Genomic DNA, 20,502 nt, shown 5'->3' with positions numbered 1-20,502 from the left:
GGTTTGGATTTCATCTTCCAGACCGCCGCTTTGTGCGTGTGCGCGCGAAATGTGCCAAAATAAGGGGGCTGCCGTATGGCAGCCCCCTCTTGTGCGTTTTATTTTACTAGTGTTGCGCCGGGGTAATACCAAGCAAGAATTTGCTGGTAGTTGGAGCCATGCTCTGCCATGTATTCGGCACCTGCTTGGCTCATTCCGACTCCATGCCCGTAGCCCTTTACCGTAAAAGTGAATTTCTCTTTCGCATAGGTAACCGTGTAATTTGCTGACCGCAATCCGAATGCTGTACGTACCTCACCGCCCTTTACGGTTTTGCCACCAAGTGCCTGAGTTATTACCGAGCCGGAAGAGGTTCTTTCGGCTTTGCCAAACCATTTCGTGGGGTCACCATTTAGCGAGATACCCCATTGCTTTTGCGACGCCTGCTGCACCTGCTGTGGCGCTAACGTAACCGTAGTGTTATAACCACTGGCGTAAACATCCCCCGGGCTTGCAACGGGTACGAGGTAGCTGTAATCGCCGCCCCAAATATCCTTTGCCGCCTCCGTGTTGCCGGATGATATGGCATAGTAGGTTGCGCAAATTAACTGCCCGTCGCTCTTGAGCGTTTGCCCGTATACGGCATCGGCAACCTGTCCCAATGTTTTGTAATAAGTATCAAAGTTCTTGCCCCAGCGCTTCTGCATTTCCTCTTTGGTGGTGTAAAGCTTCCAGCCGGAGATGTCTGCCGAAAAATCGGCTCCTTTGAGAGCGGCATCCGGCTTCTCCTTTTGCTGTGCGCGCAAGCGGCCGTAATAGGTGTATGCACTCACCGCCTGCGCCTTGAGGGCCTCTACCGGGCTTTCAGGAGACATCTCAGTTGCTACGGCGCCGTACAGGAACTCCTTGTCGTCCACCGTGAGCACTTTGCCGGTGGGCTCATCCAGAATCTTAAATACGGCGGCTGTTTTCGTGCTCGGCGGTGTTTCTGTTTTCGACTGCGATTCAGGTGCAGGTGGTTGGCTGCTTTCCACACGAGATGGAGTAGGGGGAGAGTTACCTTTATCTGGTACCTTTGCGCCCAGAGCAATTAAGGGGATGAGCAGGAGGAGAAGAAATAGAACCAAGCACCATGCAGTTTTGCCTTTCATACGGGCTCCTTTCCCCGCAAAGCCGCCACTTGTATTGACTTTGCGGGATACGTGATATAAAATGATGAATAGATTGAAAAGTGTGCCAGAAACGGGGAGATCGCAGAGCGACCGCCGGGCTGAATAGAAAGGGCCTTACTAGAATGATAAAAAAAGTATGGATCGTATTTGTGGTTGCTTGCGTATTGGCAATGCCAGTTCGCCTGTACCAATTAACCAATTTTGTAGACAGTAAAACGGGCTTTTTTACGGATGGAGACGTTACGGCGGGAGTGGTGTCTGCCGCATTGATATTAGGCTGCGCAGGCATTTTGCTTCTTGTGCGGCGAGAGAAGCAAGTCGCCTTTACCTTTGGGGATTTGTCCGGCTTTCCGGCAGTTATTTTCGGCGGACTCAGCGGAGCCGCTTTACTCATATTTTCGGTTCGCCAGCTCATGCTTGTGGCGGGCGGGCGCGACAATTGGTACGACGACCCTACGCAGCAGCTCCCCATTTGGGTGCAGCACCCGGGGCTTTACGGCTCGCTGGCGCTGCTAGGCGCTATGGCAGCAATCAATTTTTTAGTGCTCACTTATGGCTTGGCAGTTGGCAGAAATCCTTATAAAGCCTTACCTGTGGCTTCTCTGTTCGTGCCGCTTTGGTCTTGCCTCGATTTAACGGTGATGTTCGTTCGTTATACCGAGGTTGTGAACACCATTGAGAGCCTGTATTCTATGTTTATGGTAATCTTTTTGCTCCTATGCCTGTTTGCGCAATCTCGTTTTTTAGCCGGAGTGGATGACCTTCGCAGCCGCAGGCTGATGATTTCCTCTGGCTTGTGCTACAGCCTGTTGGCACTCACGGTTACCGTGCCGAATCTATTGATGTATGCGTTGGGCAAGGGTGAATTTTGCTCCATGAGTATGGAGAGCAGCGTTTTGTACTTGGTTATTGCACTGTTTTTACTTTCGCTGGGTGTAAAAATCTCTGCGTTGGGGAATGCTCTTGCAAAACACCAAGAAGCAAATATAATTAGTTAATTTTTTCGCAAAGTCTTGTATTATTCCTGAAAATCATATAGAATAATGGAAAGACAAGGAAAGCTTTAAATCGATTAATAGGAGGTTGTACTATGTCTATTAAAATTGGCATCAACGGATTTGGCCGCATCGGCCGTTTGGTATTCCGTGCGGCGGTGGCTCAACCAGATGAATTCGAGATTGTTGGGATTAACGATCCCTTTATTGATCTGGATTACATGGTGTATATGGTGAAGTATGACACAATGCACGGCAGATTTGAGGGCGAAATCGGCACGAAAGATGGCAAGCTGCTTGTAAACGGCAAAGCAATCAATGTTCATGCTGAGAAAGACCCCAAGAACATTCCGTGGGGTGCTGACGGCGCCGAGTATGTTGTGGAATCCACCGGTGTATTTGCAACAAAAGAGAGTGCTTCCGCTCACATTGCCGCAGGTGCAAAGAAGGTTGTTATCTCTGCTCCGGCTAAGGATGAGACTCCCACCTTTGTGTGCGGCGTTAACCTAGATGTTTACACCTCCGATATGACAGTTGTTTCCAACGCGTCTTGCACAACCAACTGTTTGGCTCCGCTGGTAAAGGTGATTAACGATAAGTTTGGTCTTGCAGAGGGCCTTATGACTACCGTTCACTCCACTACCGCTACCCAGAAAACAGTAGACGGCCCCTCCGCAAAAGACTGGAGAGGCGGCAGAGCTGCGTCTGGCAATATTATTCCTTCTTCCACTGGTGCTGCGAAGGCTGCAACCTTGGTTATCCCCGAGCTCAAAGGCCGCTTGACTGGCATGTCTTTCCGCGTTCCCACCTTGGATGTATCTGTGGTTGATTTGACCTGCCGTTTGGAGAAAGATGCAACCTATGAAGAGATTTGCGCAGAAGTTAAGCGTGCCTCTGAAAACGAGATGAAGGGTATTTTGGGTTATACAGAGGATGCCGTTGTTTCCTCCGATTTCTTGGGCGACCCCCGTACCTCTATTTTCGATGCAGAAGCGGGCATCATGCTGAATTCCAACTTTGTTAAGCTGGTTTCTTGGTACGACAATGAGTGGGGCTACAGCAACAAGGTGCTCGATTTAATTAAGCACATGTTCAGTGTCGATCATAAATAAAAGTGGCTGTTTTAAGCCGTTTTTGAATACTACAACAAAATAGTAGTAATTGTATTTTGTTGTGCTTGGTGCGATAAAATCCACTGAGTTAAAACAATGATACAAAAATAAGACCGTTCCTTTTTGATTAGTGATCTAATCGAAAAGGAACGGTTTTTTATGTTGCAGTAAGATATACCGATTCATTTTAAGAAAAGATATGCTGTTTGTAGCGTCAGGTAAAGTATCCGCTAAACTTAGTGCAATTTACAACTTCATAACATAACGATGATATAATAAACTTTGGTGGTGATGATATGGCGAACATCTTGATTGTGGAAGATGAATATACAATAAACGAGTTAATTAAAAGAAGCTTGCAGCTTGTGGGCCATACATGTTTTTGTGTGTATGATGGAAAAGCTGCACTGGAAGAAATGCAAACAGATAGATATGACCTTATTCTTTTGGATGTTATGCTCCCAGAGCAGGATGGATTCTCTCTGTTCGAGAAGGAAAACCGGACACCAACTATTTTTTTAACCGCAAAAGATAGTTTAGTCGATCGAATAAAAGGGTTTTCCTTGGGTGCGGATGATTACATTACAAAGCCCTTTGAAATGCTGGAATTGACTGCGCGTGTCGAAGCCGTTTTACGGCGCACCAGAAAAGACACCAGAGTATTTGAACTGGAAAATGTTCGAGTGGAGTTTGATGGACGTTTGGTTTACCGTAACCAGCAAATGGTTGATTTAACACCAAAAGAATATGAATTATTGGAAGTTTTGATTACGAACCGTAATATTGCCCTTTCACGCGATAAGTTGTTGGAGCTAGTGTGGGAATATGATTTTGAGGGCGACTGTCGGACCGTAGATGTACATATTCAAAAGCTCCGGAAAAAATTGGGGTGGGAAGCTTGTATAAAAACAGTGTACAAGCTTGGGTATCGGCTGGAGGTGCTGGCATGAAGCGGCGAACCTTTTTCATGACATTGCTGCTATTTGTCATTACTATTCATGTCGGCATCATGCTCATCGCTTTCCACACTTATCGCGAGACGGTTGGGCAGGCCAAAGAAAGCTCCTCTGCCTTGCATTATTACATTTCATCAGGGCTGCTTCGGGATATTACCGCTCTTGACAGCCGCGGTGTTGATTATAAACAAGGCATTGCCGATTTATCTCAGCCTTACGGTATTCTAGCAAAAAATCAAAAGGCAGGCATCGCTATTTATGATGAAAATGCGTTGGTTTACTCAAGCCTTGGTGAAAAAGGTGAGGTGGGTTTTTCCGAGCTACCCCAAAACAGAGACCGTCGAATCACGCTGAAAAAGAATGGTGGCAGCTTGAGTGTTTGGGTAGCTGGTCGTTTGCCGGAGCCCTATAACAATTATGCGCTTATTTACCGCTCTGATATTTCTAGTACTCTACAAGGCTGGAACCGCATGAAAAACACGATGTTTGGTGTTGGGCTAATTATCTCAGGATTTTTGGCAATTGGTTTGCGGGTGCTCTTAAACAGGCTGTTCCAGCCATTAAGTGATATATCCAATACATCCAAGCGGATTGCCGCAGGCGACTATGCTACTCGCCTTACCATAAAGGGAACTGATGAGCTAGCGGCCATGGCAAACAGCTTTAACCAAATGACCGACGAAATACAACGGCAAATGCAGGAACTGGTTGCTACGGCGGAAAACAAACAACTTTTTATAGATAATTTTGCTCATGAACTAAAAACACCATTAACTACAATTTATGGGTATGCTGAATATTTACAAAGAGCTGCTATTTCAGAGGATGAGAAGCAATTTGCCTTGGAGTGCATTCTGTCTGAGAGCAGCCGGATGCAGGCAATGGCTTATCAAATGATGGAGCTGGCAAATCTGAGAATCGATCAAATTCATATGGAGCATCTTTCTGTAGAAGATCTGTTTCAAAAGGTAAGGCAAGCCATGCTGCTAAAAGCATCGCAAAAGAAAATTGACTTGCTGTTCTATTGTGAGATACAGAAGATTTATGGCGATGTGAATTTGTTGGAAAGTTTGCTAATCAATCTGATTGATAACGCGATTAAGGCTAGCAATCCGGGTAGTCCAATTATGGTGAAAGCTTTTGAATATGACGATGCACCAATCATTACTGTGGAGGATAAAGGAAAGGGAATTCCGCAAAAGGCACTCTCCCAAGTGACCCAGCCATATTACCGGGTGGAAAGGCATAGGCATCGTAGTGATGGCGGAGCCGGGCTGGGTTTGGCAATTTGTGAGCAGATTGTGGAGCGACACAAAGCAAAGCTGACTCTTACCAGCAACCCCGGAGCTGGAACAACAGCAACGATAACTTTTACAACTTTAACATAACCTGATGATAACTTGCCAATATTGCAGATTTATTCTTATGTTGTAGTAAAACACAATACAATTTAAGGAGATGTTAGGATGGAATACAAAAATGAAAAAAGGAAAAACGGAGCTGGTAAAACCTTTCTTGCCGCTATTTTAATGCTCGGCGCTGTCACCGGGATATTTCAAGGGTTGACCCAAGTAGCTGTAGCTGCTGAGAGCAGCAAAGTAACTACACTGGCAACCAATTACCCTGTTAGCTCCAACACTGCTGCAACACCGGCACAAAGTAAGAATCAGGATGGATACGTAAAGCCGAACTACACCGTCGTAAACAACGACCTTGAGTCCTACCGGAACAGTAAGCCCACCGCGAACGATATATCGCGAGACAAAGCTGCTGAAATTGGTGCAAAGGCACTTTGGTCCGTTTTTAAGCTTAACCTTAATGGAAAAACCATTGAAATGGGGTATAATGCTGCTCATGACACGATTCGCGCAAAATGGTCGGGTGAATTTTGGGTCGATGGAAAAAAGGGACCGGAGCACCCGGTTTACATCTTTACAATTGATGCCATTACAGGAGAAGTCTATACGGCGGGTTATGGCAGAATTATTTCTGCAAAGGTCAATCTCGGTTACGATGCAAATCTCGCGAAAAACCCTACCGAAATGGAGAACATTGCAAAGCAATATGCAGAAAAGCTTAATGTGGTAGGTGGTGCTGTAAAATCTTCTACCATTGCCTCGCAAGGCTATTCTTACAATGACCCTACTGTAAACTTCCGTATTGTGGGAGAAAACGGCCAACTGGCCATCATTCAATTGTCCCGATATGACAAAGCGCTTTTGGATGTTAGCTACAATGGTGACGTATTGGAACAGGATGCCACCATCAAGCAACTTGATAAAGAGTTGGCAGAAATGGATAAAGCACCGAAGAGCTCCAGTACTGCGGTGTTAGAATCGAAAAGCAAATAAGCTTGCTACAAACTTCAACGAAATACTCACATAAGGGCAGTCTGTATCCTTAGAAACTCTGAAAAGAAGCGGATGTTTTACACTATTTAACGCTTGTAAGAAAATAAAACCGTTCCTCTTTGGTTAGTTCTCTAATCGAAAAGGAGCGGTTTTTTTGTATTACATATAGAAACTATTGATTGTATATTTTTATGGTGTATCTTAAAAATAAACTAATTCATTTTTTATAACTGGCTGACAAAACGTTAGGCTTATATTATAATACTTACAACCATATTGTGGGAATTGGGATGTTTAAGAAAGCTCTAAACATCGAATGACCAATCGTTTTTAATCCGCTGTGAATGTCTTATACTCAATAATAATAGAAGCAGGAGTGGTTTTATGCAAGAATCTCATCCGTTGTTTGGGGAGCTGGAATACGATGAATATGAAGGATTTATTACAAAGAAAGTCGTTCTGTTTTCTGGCGAGGAAGCAGAAATAGAATTGGTAATATCAGATCCATATGAGGAGGGTGAAATTCAAGAGGAACACTGTGAAGCTTATGAAGCAATGCTTGCAAACTGGGACAAAATAGTGCCGGATGTTTTACAGGCTATTATCAAATACCAAAATGAACATTGGAACGATAGTGATCATACACAAAGCTACCCAATGTTCAAAACGGTGGATGATGTGTTGGAACATGTTAAGCTTATTAGTATTCGAATCGATGCGCAGCCTCATGAGTCCCTGGAGCTAGAAGGAAGATTTGTTGTATTGATTTTCAGTGCGGAGTGGGTTAATAATGATTACGAGCTTTTAAGTGTTGCTCTCGTCAATGAGAAAGTGATTGAGGTCACCGACCAAGATATTTAAGCGGAACGGTATAGTTGAAACAAACACGAAGGCAAAAAAGCTCAATACGGATTTGCTCTGCGTTTCGAAGTAAGAAAGACGGTATATGTGCGAAAGCACGTATACCGTCTTTCTAAAATTACGATACTTGTAGTCAAATAATAGTAACAAAGTTTGTGTTGGGATTCGCTAGTTATAACGGGAAGAATAACGAAAAATAGGCAGTCCTCTCTTTCTACTAAAATATGACAAGGTGACTCGAGTAAGATACAATAATGTGGTCTAAGTTCCAAGGAAGCAATATCTCTTAATGCCAAAACTGCCTACCAAGATTTCACTCATTTTGTCGAGAAAGAAAAACGCAAATCTCTTTACTCATTACATAAGCATTTTCTCTATTATTTGTAATATATAAACAAATTATTGAGATTACCAATGAATTTGTTTTAAGAAAATTACTAAAACTATTGAATTTTTAAGGATTTATGGTATGATGAAAACAGAAAGCTCTGGAAGGAAGTGGATTCACATGTCATTCATAGCACAAAGCTCTAATTTGCCTCTTTTTCTGTTTCATCAGGGTACAAATTACAGAGCTTATGAGTATATGGGCATGCACGAAGCGGAACAGGACGGGTCCCCCTGCATGGTGTGCCGTGTATGGGCTCCGAATGCTCTTTCGGTTACCGTTGCAGGCGAGTTCAATGACTGGGATGCCGACGAGCATTCATTGAAGAAAATCAGCCAGGGCGTTTGGGAGGGTACTTTGCCTTTTGTATTGCCCGAGTTTACCTCCTACAAATACTGTGTAGAACAGGTGGATGGTACAAAGGTATTTAAAAGTGACCCTTATGCATACCATTTTGAAAATGGGTTTGGGAATGCATCAAAATATTATTCTCTACCGCAATACCAGTGGAAGGATGCCGCATGGAAGCGCAAGCAAGCGCAAAAGCCCCATTATAACCAGCCGGTTAATATCTATGAGCTTCATGCCGGTTCGTGGCGTAAAAATGCGGACGACAGCTCCTATACCTACCGCCAGCTTGCAGAAGAGCTGATTCCCTATGTGGTCGAAATGGGTTACACACACATAGAGCTAATGCCATTGACCGAATACCCATTTGAAGGCTCTTGGGGCTACCAGGTTACCGGTTATTTTGCACCTACCTCTCGCTATGGAACACCGGCAGATTTTATGTATTTTGTAGACCAGTGCCACCATGAAGGTATCGGTGTAATTCTTGACTGGGTTCCGGCACACTTCCCAAAAGATGAAAATGGCCTGGCTCGTTTTGATGGAACCCCTTGCTACGAATATAAGGACCCGAAAAAAGGGGAGCATAAAGACTGGGGCACTTTGGTGTTTGACTACGGCCGCAGTGAGGTCATCAGCTTTTTAACCTCCAGTGCTGTGTTCTGGCTGGAGCAATACCATATTGACGGTATTCGTATGGATGCCGTAGCCTCAATGCTATATCTCGACTACAGCCGTGAGGCGGGGGAGTGGCTTCCCAATGAAAAGGGTGGCCGTGAGAATCTGGAGGCAGTCACATTTATTCAGAAGCTCAACGAAGCAGTGTTTGAGGCTTCTCCTCATGTAATGATGATTGCGGAGGAATCAACCTCTTGGCCGCTTGTTTCCCGCCCTACCTATTGCGGCGGCTTGGGCTTTAATTATAAGTGGAATATGGGCTGGATGAACGATATGCTTCGGTATATGTCGCTAGACCCCATTTACCGCAGATATAACCACGATAACCTCACGTTTTCATTCTTCTATGCTTTTTCTGAGAATTTTATCTTACCCATTTCTCACGATGAAGTAGTACATGGAAAATGCTCACTGATTAATAAAATGCCCGGTTCGAATGAAGAAAAGCTGGCCGGTGTGCGTGCCTTTATGTGTTATATGATGGCGCATCCCGGAAAAAAACTTATCTTTATGGGAACGGAGTTCTGCCAGTTTGTAGAGTGGAACAACGAAAAGCAGCTGGAGTGGTTTTTGCTGGAGTACCCACTGCACCAGCAGGCGCAAGGCTTTTTTAAGGCACTCAACCACTTCTATTTGCAAACCCCCGCTTTGTGGCAAATCGATTTTTCGTGGGAAGGCTTTTCATGGATTTCGAACGACGATTACACCCAAAGTGTGATTTCGTTCCGCCGAATTGACCAAGCGGGGAAAGAACTGATTGTTGTTTGTAATTTTTTACCCGTTCAAAGGGAAAACTACTGCATTGGTGTGCCGTTTGACGGTATTTATGAAGAGGTGTTTTCTTCTGACCAAGCAGAATTTGGCGGTACAGGCATTAGCAATGGAGATTCTATTTCGGCTCATCCCGTTCCCATGCACGGGTACAATCAAAGCATAAGCTTAACACTGCCGCCGATGTCTGTATTCTATTTAAGATGCAAGCGCCGCCGCCCTAAGAAAAGCAGCGGTAAACGACTGAAAGATGAAAGCAGCGAAATAAAATAGCGGCTCTTTTAAATACAAGCCAAGGAGGTAAATAACGATGTTGCCAAAACAAGAAGTAGTGGCTATGCTGCTGGCGGGCGGGCAAGGTAGCCGCCTGGGGGTGCTGACCAAAAATCTAGCGAAGCCAGCGGTACCTTATGGTGGCAAATACCGTATCATCGATTTTCCGCTTTCCAACTGTGTCAACTCCGGTATTGAAACAGTGGGCGTGCTTACGCAGTACCAGCCTTTGGTACTCAATGACTACATAGGCAGCGGCCAGCCGTGGGATTTAGACAGTATGGATGCTGGAGTTCATATGCTTGCACCGTATCAGCGTGGGCGTAAAGCAGACTGGTACAAGGGAACGGCGAATGCAATCTACCAGAACATTCCGTTTATTGAAAGGTACCATCCTGATTACGTTGTGATTCTCTCTGGCGACCATATCTACAAAATGGATTACTCTAAAATGATTGCTTACCATAAGGAAAAGGAAGCAGACTGCACCATCGCGCAGTTTGAGGTGCCGTGGGAAGAGGCCTCTCGTTTTGGAATTCTCAATACAAGGGAAGATGGCTCCATTTATGAGTTTGATGAAAAGCCGAAAAAGCCGAAAAGCAATAAAGCTTCCATGGGCATTTACGTTTTCTCTTGGAACAAGCTAAGAAAGTATTTGGAGCTCGATGAAGCCGAGGCGAAATCCTCCAACGATTTTGGTAAGGATTTGCTGCCGGCGATGCTAGAGGCCGGTGAGAGAATGTACGCCTATGAGTTTACCGGTTACTGGAAGGATGTTGGTACCATAGAAAGCCTGTGGGAGTCCAACATGGATTTGCTCAACCCACACACAGAACTGGATTTGGGAGAACCTTCTTGGCGAATTTATTCCCGTAACCCGGTGATGCCGCCGCATTATCTGGCGCCGGAGGCAAGCGTGCAGAACTCATTAATCGCGGAGGGCTGCAATGTATACGGTGAGGTGGATTTTACGGTTTTGTTCGCGGGAACGTATATTGCACCGGGTGCAGTGGTTCGAGATTCCATTATCATGCCGGGCAGCCGAATTGAAGAGGGTGCCGTAGTGCAATACGCAATTGTTTCTGAAAATGCCGTAATCGGTAAAGGTGCCGTGGTAGGGGCAAGACCCGAAGAAATGGATGACAAAACCAAGTGGGGAGTAGCCGTAGTTGGTGAAAATTGTGTGATTCATCCGGGAGAAATAGTACCCGCAAAGGCAATGATTGATGCGGAGGAGGTGGCGAAATAATGCGCGGAAATAATGTAGTAGGGTTATTGTTTTCAAATGTACATGAAGAAAGAGTGCGCGAACTGACTGAAAAACGCGCAATGGCCTCTGTTCCGTTTGGCGGGCGGTATCGGCTTATTGATTTCCCCCTTTCCAATATGGTCAACTGTGGCATCAATAAAGTGGGTGTGATGACCAAAAGCAATTACCAATCGCTCATGGATCACCTTGGCTCTGGTAAAGCGTGGGATTTATCTCGTAAACGTGAGGGCTTATACATGTTGCCGCCGTTCGGTGCGCAAAGCTCCATATCCAATAGTCGTATCGATTCGCTTACGGCTGCATTTCGCTTTCTTTCCAGCTCAAAAGAGGAATATGTTCTGCTCAGTGACTGCGACACAGTTGCCAATATCGACCTGAAAAAGGTGATAGCAGCCCATATGGAAAAGCAGGCAGATATTACAATCGTTTATCGCTACGGGAAGATTCCCCCTAAAATATCGAGTGTTGGCGTGTTGCAGCTTGACCCCGAATTCCGCGTGAGAGATATGCTCATAGACCCACACGTAGAGGGTGAGTGCAATTACAGCATGAATATAATCCTTATCGGCCGCCAATTGCTGATGAAGCTGGTAGAAGATTGTGTAAGCCGAAACTTGTACGACTTCCCAAGGGATTTACTGCAAAGGAATATACCGCATTACCGTGTGTATGCCTATGAGTTTACCGGCTTTATGCAGGTGATTTCCTCCATGAATTCCTATTTTGAAGCTAACATGGCACTCATGCTGCCGCAGGTGCGCTCGCAGCTTTTCTGCCCGGACCGCCCCATTTACACCAAGGTGCGCGACGATATGCCCGCGCGCTATGGCCTTGGCTGCCATGTGTCAAATTCGTTGATTGCAGATGGCTGCCAAGTAGACGGCGAGGTTCATAATTGCGTGCTGTTCCGCGGCGTAAAAGTTGGCAAAGGCGCAAAGCTTGAAAATTGTGTGATTATGCAGGACAGCATTATCGGGAGGGACAGCCGCCTGAATTATGTTGTAATTGATAAAGATGTTGAGATAAAGCAAGAACGCTCTCTCATGGGATTCCAGTCGTACCCCGTATTCATTAGTAAAGGAAGCACCGTATAATTGACAGGAGGCGTTGTGATGAAAGTATTATATTGTACCAGTGAAGCTCTTCCCTTTGCCGCTACCGGTGGCTTGGGAGATGTGGCAGGTTCCTTGCCCCAAGCATTGCGCCGCCGTCTCATCGGCTGCCGTGTGGTAATGCCGCTATACGATGATATTCCGCAGGAGCTGCGCGACCAAATGCATTTTGTTACCAGCCTTTCGGTTCCGGTTGCATGGCGTAGGCAGTATTGCGGCGTATTTGAGGCAAAAGCGGGCGGGGTTATTTATTACCTAATCGACAACCAATATTATTTTAAACGCCCCGGTTTATACGGCCATTACGATGATGCGGAGCGGTTTGCCTTTTTATCGCGCGCGGCACTGGAAATGCTGCCGGCTATTGATTTTAAACCCGATATCATTCATAGCAACGATTGGCAAACGGCAATGGTTCCCGTGTATTTTCGTTTGTTTTATGCAAATAATCCTTGGTATGAGGGAATTAAGACGATTATTACCATCCATAATATTCAGTACCAGGGCAAATACGGGAAGGAACTGATTCGTGACGTTCTGGGCGTTCCGGAATCTGCTGCTCAGCTATTGGAATACGATGATTGTGTCAATATGCTCAAAGGCGGTATTGAGTGCGCCAATTGGGTAACCACCGTTAGCCCTACCTACGCAAATGAGATACTCGATTCTTGGTTTGCTTACGGGCTCGAGGGGATTTTAAATTCACGTTCCTGGAAGCTTTCCGGCATACTAAATGGGATAGACAATGTACATTACGACCCGGAGAACGACGCAACACTTGCCGCACCTTTCAGTGCGGAAGACCCGGTTGGCAAGGCGGAAAATAAGCGTGCCCTGCAAGAACAGCTTGGCCTTGCACAGGATGCAGATGCACCGCTCGTTGCCATGGTGACACGGCTTGTGGCGCAAAAGGGGCTCGATTTGGTACGAGATTCGTTTGAGCGCGTTATGCAAGAAACAAACGCACAGTTTGTGTTGCTTGGTACTGGCGAATACGAGTATGAATGTTTCTTCCGCGATATGCAGAGCCGTTATCCCGGACGTGTATGTGCGTTTATTGGCTTTGCGCCGGAGATTTCACGCCGTGTATATGCCGGGTGCGATATTTTCTTAATGCCGTCCAAAAGCGAGCCTTGCGGTCTTTCGCAAATGATTGCTCTGCGCTATGGGGCAATCCCCGTGGTGCGTGAAACCGGTGGCCTCAAGGATTCCATCCAGGACAGCGGCGATGGGGAGGGCAATGGCTTTACATTCCAAACCTACGACAGCGGCGATATGGTTTACGCCTTATACCGCGCGCTGGAGGGCTACGCGAATCAAGAGGGCTGGGATATTTTAGTGCGCCGTGCCATGGCATGCGACAACAGCTGGGGCCGTTCAGCCAATGAATACATTCGACTTTACAGGGAGCTGCTGAAACAGTGAGTAGAAAGCATTACACACCTCGATATTCCAAATACAAACGAAATAATTTTCCCGTGCTTCTGCTGGTAGGTCTTCTGCTGGCAGGGGCAGGGGCTTTTGCCCTATTTGGGCCTTTTTCTCCGTTTAAAGTGACAACACCAGTCCCTAGTGTATCAAAACCTGTGGCGTCGTCATCGGTTCCGCAGTCGCAGGCATCCTCCTCGGCATCTTCAGAGGTTACTCCGCCTGTGGTTGAGGGGGTAGGGATTTTTAAGGATGCTTACCCCAAGGCATCGCAAGCTCTTGCGGGGATGTCTGTAAAAGAAAAAGTGGGACAAGTCTTTTTATTCCATGCGCCCACTACCGGAGACGTGCAAACGGTAACGAATTACCAGCCGGGCGGTTTTTTTCTCTCTGCAAACAGCTTTGAGAAAAAAACTCCGGAGCAGGTACGTGATATGCTGCTAGGGTACCAGCAGGCCAGCAAGGTGAAAATGGCGCTTGCAGTTGACGAGGAGGGTGGCACCGTTACGCGCATAAGTCAGTTCTCTGTGTTAGCACCCAAAAAGTTTCGTTCCCCGCAGGTGGTTTTCGCAAACGGCGGGTTTGACGGTGTGAGTAAGGATACCATCGACAAAGCTGATTTATTGCTCTCTTATGGTATCAATGTGAATTTAGCCCCAGTGGCAGACGTTACCTTTGAGAAAAGCGCCTACATGTTTCCTCGAGCATTTGGGCGCAACGGGACACGTACCGCCGAATTTGTAAAAACGGTAGTGGAAGCTGCGAACAGCAAAAAGCTTTCCAGTACCCTTAAGCATTTTCCGGGGTACGGGAGTAATCCGGATACGCACACCGGTGTGGTGACGGACAATCGAGAGATGAAAACGTTCCGCGACAGCGATTTTCTGCCTTTCCAAGCGGGAATAGAGGCCGGCGCGCCCTGCGTTCTGGTTTCGCACAATATTGTAACGGCAATGGATGGAGAAAACCCGGCGTCGCTTTCCAAAGAGGTTCACCGCATTTTGCGGGAGGAGCTAGGCTTTACCGGTGTTGTCATGTCGGACGACCTCTCCATGCAAGGCTTGCGTGAGAAAGCAGGGGAGAAAAGTGCCGCACCTGCCGCCTTTTCGGCAGGGAACGACTTGCTTCTCTCTACTGATATTTCGGGAGATTTTGAAGCGCTGTATGCCGCGGTGCAGAACGGGACCATCACACAGGAGCGGCTCGACGAAAGTGTGCTGCGCATTTTAGCATGGAAGTATTCCATGGGAATTTTGAGCGAATAAAACATTAGTAAGCTTTTTAAGAATAGCAGGGAAAAGAGAGTGTTTATGAGTAAGTATGACCCTTTGTGGAAACATTTGAAGGAAGATGACCGCAGCCAATTTCGCCTCAGCTTTGATGAAATTAAAGAGGTTCTCGGCTTTGAAATTGACCATTCCTTTTTGAATTATAAAAAGGAAGCGAAAGACTATGGCTATCAGGTTGGGAAAATCTCGTTAAAAGAGAAGCATGTTTTGTTCCAAAAATTGAATGAAGAGCAATAATCGAAATTAGCAATACTGAGAGTATATATTTTTTGTAATAATTTTAAACTGTACTATTTGTATAATAACTAGCAGAAGCATTCATATGCTAATCCCCAAGGGTTTTCCCTTGGGGATTTTTTGCTGACTAAAATTTCATTGAAGATTTGCTTAACTTTTGAGTTGGTTGCGCGAGGATAAAGCTTGCAATAAGAGATACAGATTTAACAAACTGTTCTATTGGCACAAAAATATTAAACTTTAGTAAAAAATAGTTGACATTATTGTGATTTGGGATTAGTATATTAACAGAGTAAATGAATTAACTCCGTGAACTCACTGAAGCAAGAAAAGGATGGCAAGCTAAAATGACAGGAGCAATCGGTAAAAATAATAGTGACTTGATTGAAATGAATCGCTCCGCTGTTGTGAAAATATTACAGCAGCAGGAGGTGTGTTCCCGGGCAGATATTGCCAGGCAAACGGGCCTTTCACAAGCGGCTATTACCAAAATAGTAGCCTCAATGATGGAGATGGGTACTGTAGTCGAAGTGGGAATTATTACGGGCAGCGACAATCGCCGTTCCATTGGGCTTCGCCTCAATGCAGATAAGCACCAAATTATTGGAGTGAAATTTGCAAGACAGATGTTTGCGGTTGGCGTGTTCGATATTTCAGGTAAAATATATACCCACACCGAAACCAAGTATCCTCTCGATGAAGAGCCCCAAAAGGTTCTTTCTGCCATGAAAAAGCAAATACACGAGATGCTGAACAAATATGAAAATGTCGTTTCCATTGGTCTTGCGGTTCCGGGGCCCTACCTAAGAGAAGAAGGACGCATTGCAGTTGTTACGCAAATGTCTGTTTGGCACACGATTAATTTTATAGAAGAATTTAAAGAAGAGTTTCATAAACCCGTTTTTATTGAGCACGATGCCAACGCAGGTGCGCTGGCGGAGTGGTTGTTTGGAGGGCACACCCAGCCACTGCACACACTGGCTTATTTTTTGGTAGGTGATGGTGTCGGTGCCGGAATCATTGAACGCGGCCGCCTTTTTCTGGGCGTGCAGGGCACCGCATGTGAAACCGGGCATATCAGCATAGACGTTCACGGCCCGCGCTGCGAATGCGGAAACTATGGTTGTTTGGAAATGTATTGTTCGGCATCCGCTATCTTAAAGAAAATACGAGAGCGGTTACCCGAGTGCCTTCCCAGTGATAATCCAAAGTGCAGTGATGCCTGCCTTTCTCTTTTTGAGGCAGCTCGCGGCGGTAATAGAATCGCGCTGGATATTGTCCGCGAAACCGCAGAGTATATCGGTTACGGCTGTGTCACACTGATTAATGCCTATAACCCAGACATTATTATTATAGGCGACGCTGTTTCAAAGGGTGGAGATTTACTTCTGCCGATTGTACAGGAAGTGGTAAGGCAGCGCGTTATTCCCGAGCTGCACACGAAGGTTCGAATTCAAATTTCTGACCTTAAGGTGGACCCAACGCTGTATGGTGCTGCCGCCACAGCAACGGATAAGGTTCTGCAACTTCCAAGCCGGTTTTCGGAAGCTGGAAGAAAGGAGCAAGAGAATTGATTCATCCCGAAACAATGCAATATCAAATAGTCTTCTGCGATATTGACGGAACGCTATTAGATTCCAACCATTGTATCTCGTCGGGTACCAAAGAGAAAATACAGGAACTTGATTCCATCGGTATTCCTTTTATCCTAATTTCGGCTCGAATGCCTTCGGCGATTTTCTCTGTGCAGCGCGAGTTGGGGATTCGGGCACCCATTGTTTGTTACAGCGGTGCGCTAATTCTGGATGAGCACGGAGAGCTTATCCATACACTTGGCATTGACCGGGAAAAAGCCATTCAAATCGATGACTTTGTAAAGAAAAACTACCAGCAGGTTTGCTGCAGTACGTATTTCTACAATCACTGGTTTTCAGACAATATTCAGGATAAATGGATGGTGCAGGAACAGAGCATTACGTCTTGTGTTCCGAAAGAAGGAAAAATTCCCGAATTTGTTCCGCAAGCGGGGCAAGTACATAAGCTTTTGTGTATGGGGGAAGCGAGTGAGATTGAAGACCTCGGCCATGCACTAATAAAAGAGTTTTCTGGTCTTTCCGTTTACCGCTCTAAGAATACGTATTTAGAAATCATGAATGGAGCGGTCTTAAAATCAAGAGCAGTAACGTGCCTTTGTGATTACTACGGGGTTCCCATTGAAACGGCCGTGTCCTTTGGCGACAATTTCAATGATTTAGATATGCTTCTTGCAACCGGTACTTCTTTTGCAATGGGTAACGCACCGGAAGAAGTAAAAAGGCAAGCACAAAATGTAACGTTCGATAACGACCATGAAGGAGTGCTTGAGGGACTAAAACAGTTGAACTTTGCAAAAAAACACATATGATATTTGCTTGCACCATGCAAGCGTATAGGGAGTGTGGTCATGGAACATCCTTTAATCCTACAGATGCAAGGTATTACCAAGCTCTTCCCGGGCGTGCGTGCGCTCGACAATGTGACGCTCGAGGTACATAGAGGTGACGTTCACGCAATTTGCGGTGAAAATGGCGCGGGAAAATCAACGTTAATGAAAGTTCTGTCCGGTGTTTATCCCCACGGCTCCTATGAAGGTAAGATTATTTTCATGGGCAATGAAGTTGCTTTCAAGGACATTAAAGAATCTGAGAATGCCGGCATCGCAATTATTCACCAAGAGCTGACAATGATTCCGGAGCTTTCCATTACCGAAAACATCTTCATGGGAAATGAGATTGTTAAGCATGGGCTGATTGATTGGAACACGGCACGGCACCGCACCGTAGAGCTGCTGGAACGAGTGGGGCTGTCAGTGGAGCCGGACACTCTCATTAAGCATTTAGGGGTAGGGCAGCAGCAACTGATTGAAATTGCCAAAGCTCTTTCTAAAAATGTAAAGCTTTTGATTTTGGATGAACCAACCTCCGCGCTCAATGAAGCGGATTCGGAGAACTTATTTAATCTCATGCGGGGTTTAAAAAGCAAGGACATCACCTGCATTATGATTTCGCACAAGCTCAACGAGATTGCAGAAATTTCGGACGCTGTTACCGTTATTCGAGACGGACGAACGGTTGAAACCTACGCGGTAGAGGCGGGTCATGTGGATGAAGACCGTATCATTCGCTCTATGGTGGGGCGCTCCATTGAAAACCGCTATCCTGAGCACGAGTCACATCCCGGGGAGGTTATCTTCGAGGTGTCGGACTGGACGGTCGACCACCCGAATATTCCGGGGTGTCAGGCTTGCAAAAACTCCAGCTTCTTCGTTCGAGCAGGAGAAATCGTCGGTTTTGCAGGGCTTATGGGTGCGGGAAGAACCGAACTGATGCGTTCTATATTTGGGCGCAACTATGGGGTGTACCTTGGCGGTACGATTAAAATTAGAGGGAAAGAAATTCACGTTCCCTCGGTTGCCTCCGCCATCCGTCAGGGCATCGCATATGTTCCAGAAGACCGGAAGAACTTAGGGCTCAATCTGCTCGACAGTATTCGGAGCACGATTGTTTCTGCGAATTTAAAAGGTATATTGCAAGGACACCTTTTAAATTTAGACAAAGAATTTCAGGTGGCAGAAAAATACCGCCACTCTCTGAATATTAAAACGTACAGTGTCAACAGCGGCGTTAGCACGTTATCCGGTGGAAATCAACAAAAGGTTGTTCTTGGCAAGTGGATGTTTACCGAGCCGGATGTTTTAATTTTGGATGAACCCACTCGCGGAATTGATGTTGGCGCAAAGTACGAAATCTACCGCCTGATTCATAAGCTTGCGGATGAGGGGAAGGCAGTCATTATAATTTCTTCGGAGCTGCCTGAACTGCTTGGAATATCCGACAGAATCTACACCATTTTTGAGGGAAGCATCACGGGCGTGCTAGACCGAGCGGAGGCGAATCAGGAAAACCTGATGAGGATGATGACGAGTACCTCTGGGTCGGAATTGAACGCAGGAAAGGACAGTAGAATCTATGAAACATGTTAAGAAAGTATTTGGCGGCGGTCTGCGGCAGTACAGCATGGTAATTGCTTTAGTGGCACTTACCCTTATCTTTAATATTACTTCCGGCGGGAGAATGATTACGTCTTCCAACTTTCAAAACTTAATCTCTGGAAACGCTTATGTATTGGTACTGGCGATTGGAATGCTAATGGTCATTGTCATTGGGCAAATTGATTTGTCTGTGGGTTCGGTAGCCGGTTTTTGCGGTATGGTGATGGCACTCACAGCGCGGGATTTGGGATTGCCGTGGTGGGCCGCGGTACTGCTCAGCTTGGCAATAGGTGCTGCAATTGGTGCGTGGCAGGGATTCTGGCTCTCAAAGCTTGGAATTCCCGGTTTTATTACCACACTGGGCGGTATGATGATTTTTCGCGGTGGCGTGATCTGGATTTCAAAGTCGATTTCCGTACCGGCTCCGGCAGAACTAAAAGTAATCGGCGCGGGATATTTGCCCGATTGGGGTCCTGCTTTTACGGGAATGAACAATTCCACATTGCTACTCGGAATCCTTGCCGTTGCTGCTTATGCTTTTATGGAGCTTCGCAAGCGTGACCGCTTATCGAAACTTACCGGAAAATCAGAGGAGCTGTGGCCGGTGGTGGTTCGCATTTGCCTCGTCGGCATTGTAATTGGTTACTTAACATGGATTTTCGGCACAGGGCGTCCCGGCACATCGTTCCCCGTACCGGGCTTAATCCTTGTGATTCTGGTCATTATTTACCACATCATTACGGAGCGTACCCGCTTTGGTCGCCACATTTATGCGGTTGGCGGTAACAAAAGCTCGGCGGCTCTCTCCGGCGTGAATGTCCCCAAAACCTATTTTCTAACAATGCTCAATATGTCTATGCTGGCTGCATTGGCAGGAATTATGTTTGTAGGCCGCTCCACTGCGGCTGGCCCGTCTGATGGAACCGGATGGGAACTGGATGCCATTGCATCGGTCTTTATTGGCGGTGCGGCTGTTTCCGGTGGTGTGGGTACCATTATGGCAACGATGGTTGGCGGTTTGGTGATGGCAGTTCTCAACTCCGGGTTGATGCTGATGGGAATTGGTGCGGACCGCACACAGGTGATTAAAGGTCTTGTTCTGCTTGCCGCAGTTGCATTTGATGTTTTCAATAAGCAACAGGGCCGCGCGTCTATTATTGGAAGGCTGTTCCCTACAAAGGAAAGCACCCCCAAAGAAGGTAACCCTGCTGATAGCAGTTCTTAAGAGACTGATGGCCGGGCCTTACATATT

At 46.1% G+C, this 20,502-nt stretch carries 17 protein-coding genes; 16 read left to right on the top strand and 1 reads right to left on the bottom strand.

What is annotated here, in order from left to right; genetic code table 11:
- Window positions 1–98 precede the first annotated feature (98 nt).
- Window positions 99–1,130, bottom strand: a complete 1,032-nt coding sequence (gene spoIID / locus CAN90_RS12290; protein WP_085834104.1) for a stage II sporulation protein D — start codon at window positions 1,128–1,130, stop codon at window positions 99–101.
- Between the two features lie 143 nt (window positions 1,131–1,273).
- Here spoIID and CAN90_RS12285 point away from each other — a divergent pair, with 143 nt between their 5' ends.
- The 16 genes from CAN90_RS12285 to CAN90_RS12210 all read left to right on the top strand — a co-directional run bounded on the left by CAN90_RS12285 (window position 1,274) and on the right by CAN90_RS12210 (window position 20,475).
- Window positions 1,274–2,149, top strand: coding sequence for a hypothetical protein (locus tag CAN90_RS12285; RefSeq protein ID WP_085834103.1), 876 nt, complete (start codon window positions 1,274–1,276; stop codon window positions 2,147–2,149).
- Between the two features lie 92 nt (window positions 2,150–2,241).
- Window positions 2,242–3,258 carry a type I glyceraldehyde-3-phosphate dehydrogenase gene (gap, locus tag CAN90_RS12280; RefSeq protein WP_085834102.1) on the top strand — a complete coding sequence of 339 codons (1,017 nt, stop codon included), beginning with the start codon at window positions 2,242–2,244 and terminating at the stop codon, window positions 3,256–3,258.
- A gap of 296 nt (window positions 3,259–3,554) precedes the next feature.
- Window positions 3,555–4,208: a response regulator transcription factor gene (locus CAN90_RS12275; protein ID WP_085834101.1), complete on the top strand. Its 654-nt coding sequence runs from the start codon at window positions 3,555–3,557 to the stop codon at window positions 4,206–4,208.
- Window positions 4,205–5,602, top strand: a complete 1,398-nt coding sequence (locus CAN90_RS12270) for a sensor histidine kinase (protein WP_085834100.1) — start codon at window positions 4,205–4,207, stop codon at window positions 5,600–5,602. Before CAN90_RS12275 ends, CAN90_RS12270 begins: the two co-directional genes overlap by 4 nt.
- A 78-nt stretch (window positions 5,603–5,680) precedes the next feature.
- Entirely contained in the window at window positions 5,681–6,565 is an 885-nt protein-coding gene (locus tag CAN90_RS12265) for a hypothetical protein (RefSeq protein WP_085834099.1), read from the top strand.
- A 384-nt stretch (window positions 6,566–6,949) separates the two neighbouring features.
- Entirely contained in the window at window positions 6,950–7,426 is a 477-nt protein-coding gene (locus CAN90_RS12260) for a DUF6985 domain-containing protein (protein WP_085834098.1), read from the top strand.
- A 508-nt stretch (window positions 7,427–7,934) separates the two neighbouring features.
- Window positions 7,935–9,884 (top strand): 1,4-alpha-glucan branching protein GlgB, encoded by a 1,950-nt coding sequence (glgB, locus tag CAN90_RS12255; protein WP_085834097.1) that lies wholly within the window; start codon window positions 7,935–7,937, stop codon window positions 9,882–9,884.
- Between the two features lie 37 nt (window positions 9,885–9,921).
- A complete protein-coding gene (locus CAN90_RS12250; RefSeq protein ID WP_085834096.1) occupies window positions 9,922–11,133 on the top strand; it encodes a glucose-1-phosphate adenylyltransferase in 1,212 nt (403 codons plus the stop codon).
- On the top strand, window positions 11,133–12,248 hold the full coding sequence (gene glgD / locus CAN90_RS12245) for a glucose-1-phosphate adenylyltransferase subunit GlgD (protein WP_085834095.1): 1,116 nt from the start codon (window positions 11,133–11,135) through the stop codon (window positions 12,246–12,248). The genes CAN90_RS12250 and glgD overlap by 1 nt, the downstream gene beginning before the upstream one ends.
- Window positions 12,249–12,266: 18 nt before the next feature.
- Window positions 12,267–13,691 (top strand): glycogen synthase GlgA, encoded by a 1,425-nt coding sequence (gene glgA / locus CAN90_RS12240; RefSeq protein ID WP_085834094.1) that lies wholly within the window; start codon window positions 12,267–12,269, stop codon window positions 13,689–13,691.
- Window positions 13,688–14,959: a glycoside hydrolase family 3 protein gene (locus CAN90_RS12235; RefSeq protein ID WP_242953648.1), complete on the top strand. Its 1,272-nt coding sequence runs from the start codon at window positions 13,688–13,690 to the stop codon at window positions 14,957–14,959. Before glgA ends, CAN90_RS12235 begins: the two co-directional genes overlap by 4 nt.
- Window positions 14,960–15,004: 45 nt before the next feature.
- Window positions 15,005–15,220: a hypothetical protein gene (locus tag CAN90_RS12230; protein WP_085834093.1), complete on the top strand. Its 216-nt coding sequence runs from the start codon at window positions 15,005–15,007 to the stop codon at window positions 15,218–15,220.
- Between the two features lie 347 nt (window positions 15,221–15,567).
- Window positions 15,568–16,794 carry an ROK family transcriptional regulator gene (locus CAN90_RS12225; RefSeq protein WP_085834092.1) on the top strand — a complete coding sequence of 409 codons (1,227 nt, stop codon included), beginning with the start codon at window positions 15,568–15,570 and terminating at the stop codon, window positions 16,792–16,794.
- Complete coding sequence (locus CAN90_RS12220; protein WP_085834091.1) at window positions 16,791–17,624, top strand: Cof-type HAD-IIB family hydrolase; 834 nt, start codon at window positions 16,791–16,793, stop codon at window positions 17,622–17,624. Before CAN90_RS12225 ends, CAN90_RS12220 begins: the two co-directional genes overlap by 4 nt.
- A gap of 39 nt (window positions 17,625–17,663) precedes the next feature.
- A complete protein-coding gene (locus CAN90_RS12215; protein WP_085834090.1) occupies window positions 17,664–19,241 on the top strand; it encodes a sugar ABC transporter ATP-binding protein in 1,578 nt (525 codons plus the stop codon).
- Window positions 19,228–20,475 (top strand): sugar ABC transporter permease, encoded by a 1,248-nt coding sequence (locus CAN90_RS12210; RefSeq protein WP_085834089.1) that lies wholly within the window; start codon window positions 19,228–19,230, stop codon window positions 20,473–20,475. Before CAN90_RS12215 ends, CAN90_RS12210 begins: the two co-directional genes overlap by 14 nt.
- Window positions 20,476–20,502: the final 27 nt, after the last annotated feature.

Source organism: Clostridium merdae, from assembly GCF_900176635.1.
In the GTDB taxonomy this organism is placed as follows: domain Bacteria; phylum Bacillota; class Clostridia; order Oscillospirales; family Acutalibacteraceae; genus Faecalispora; species Faecalispora merdae.
This window is presented reverse-complemented; position numbering and strand designations above follow the sequence as displayed.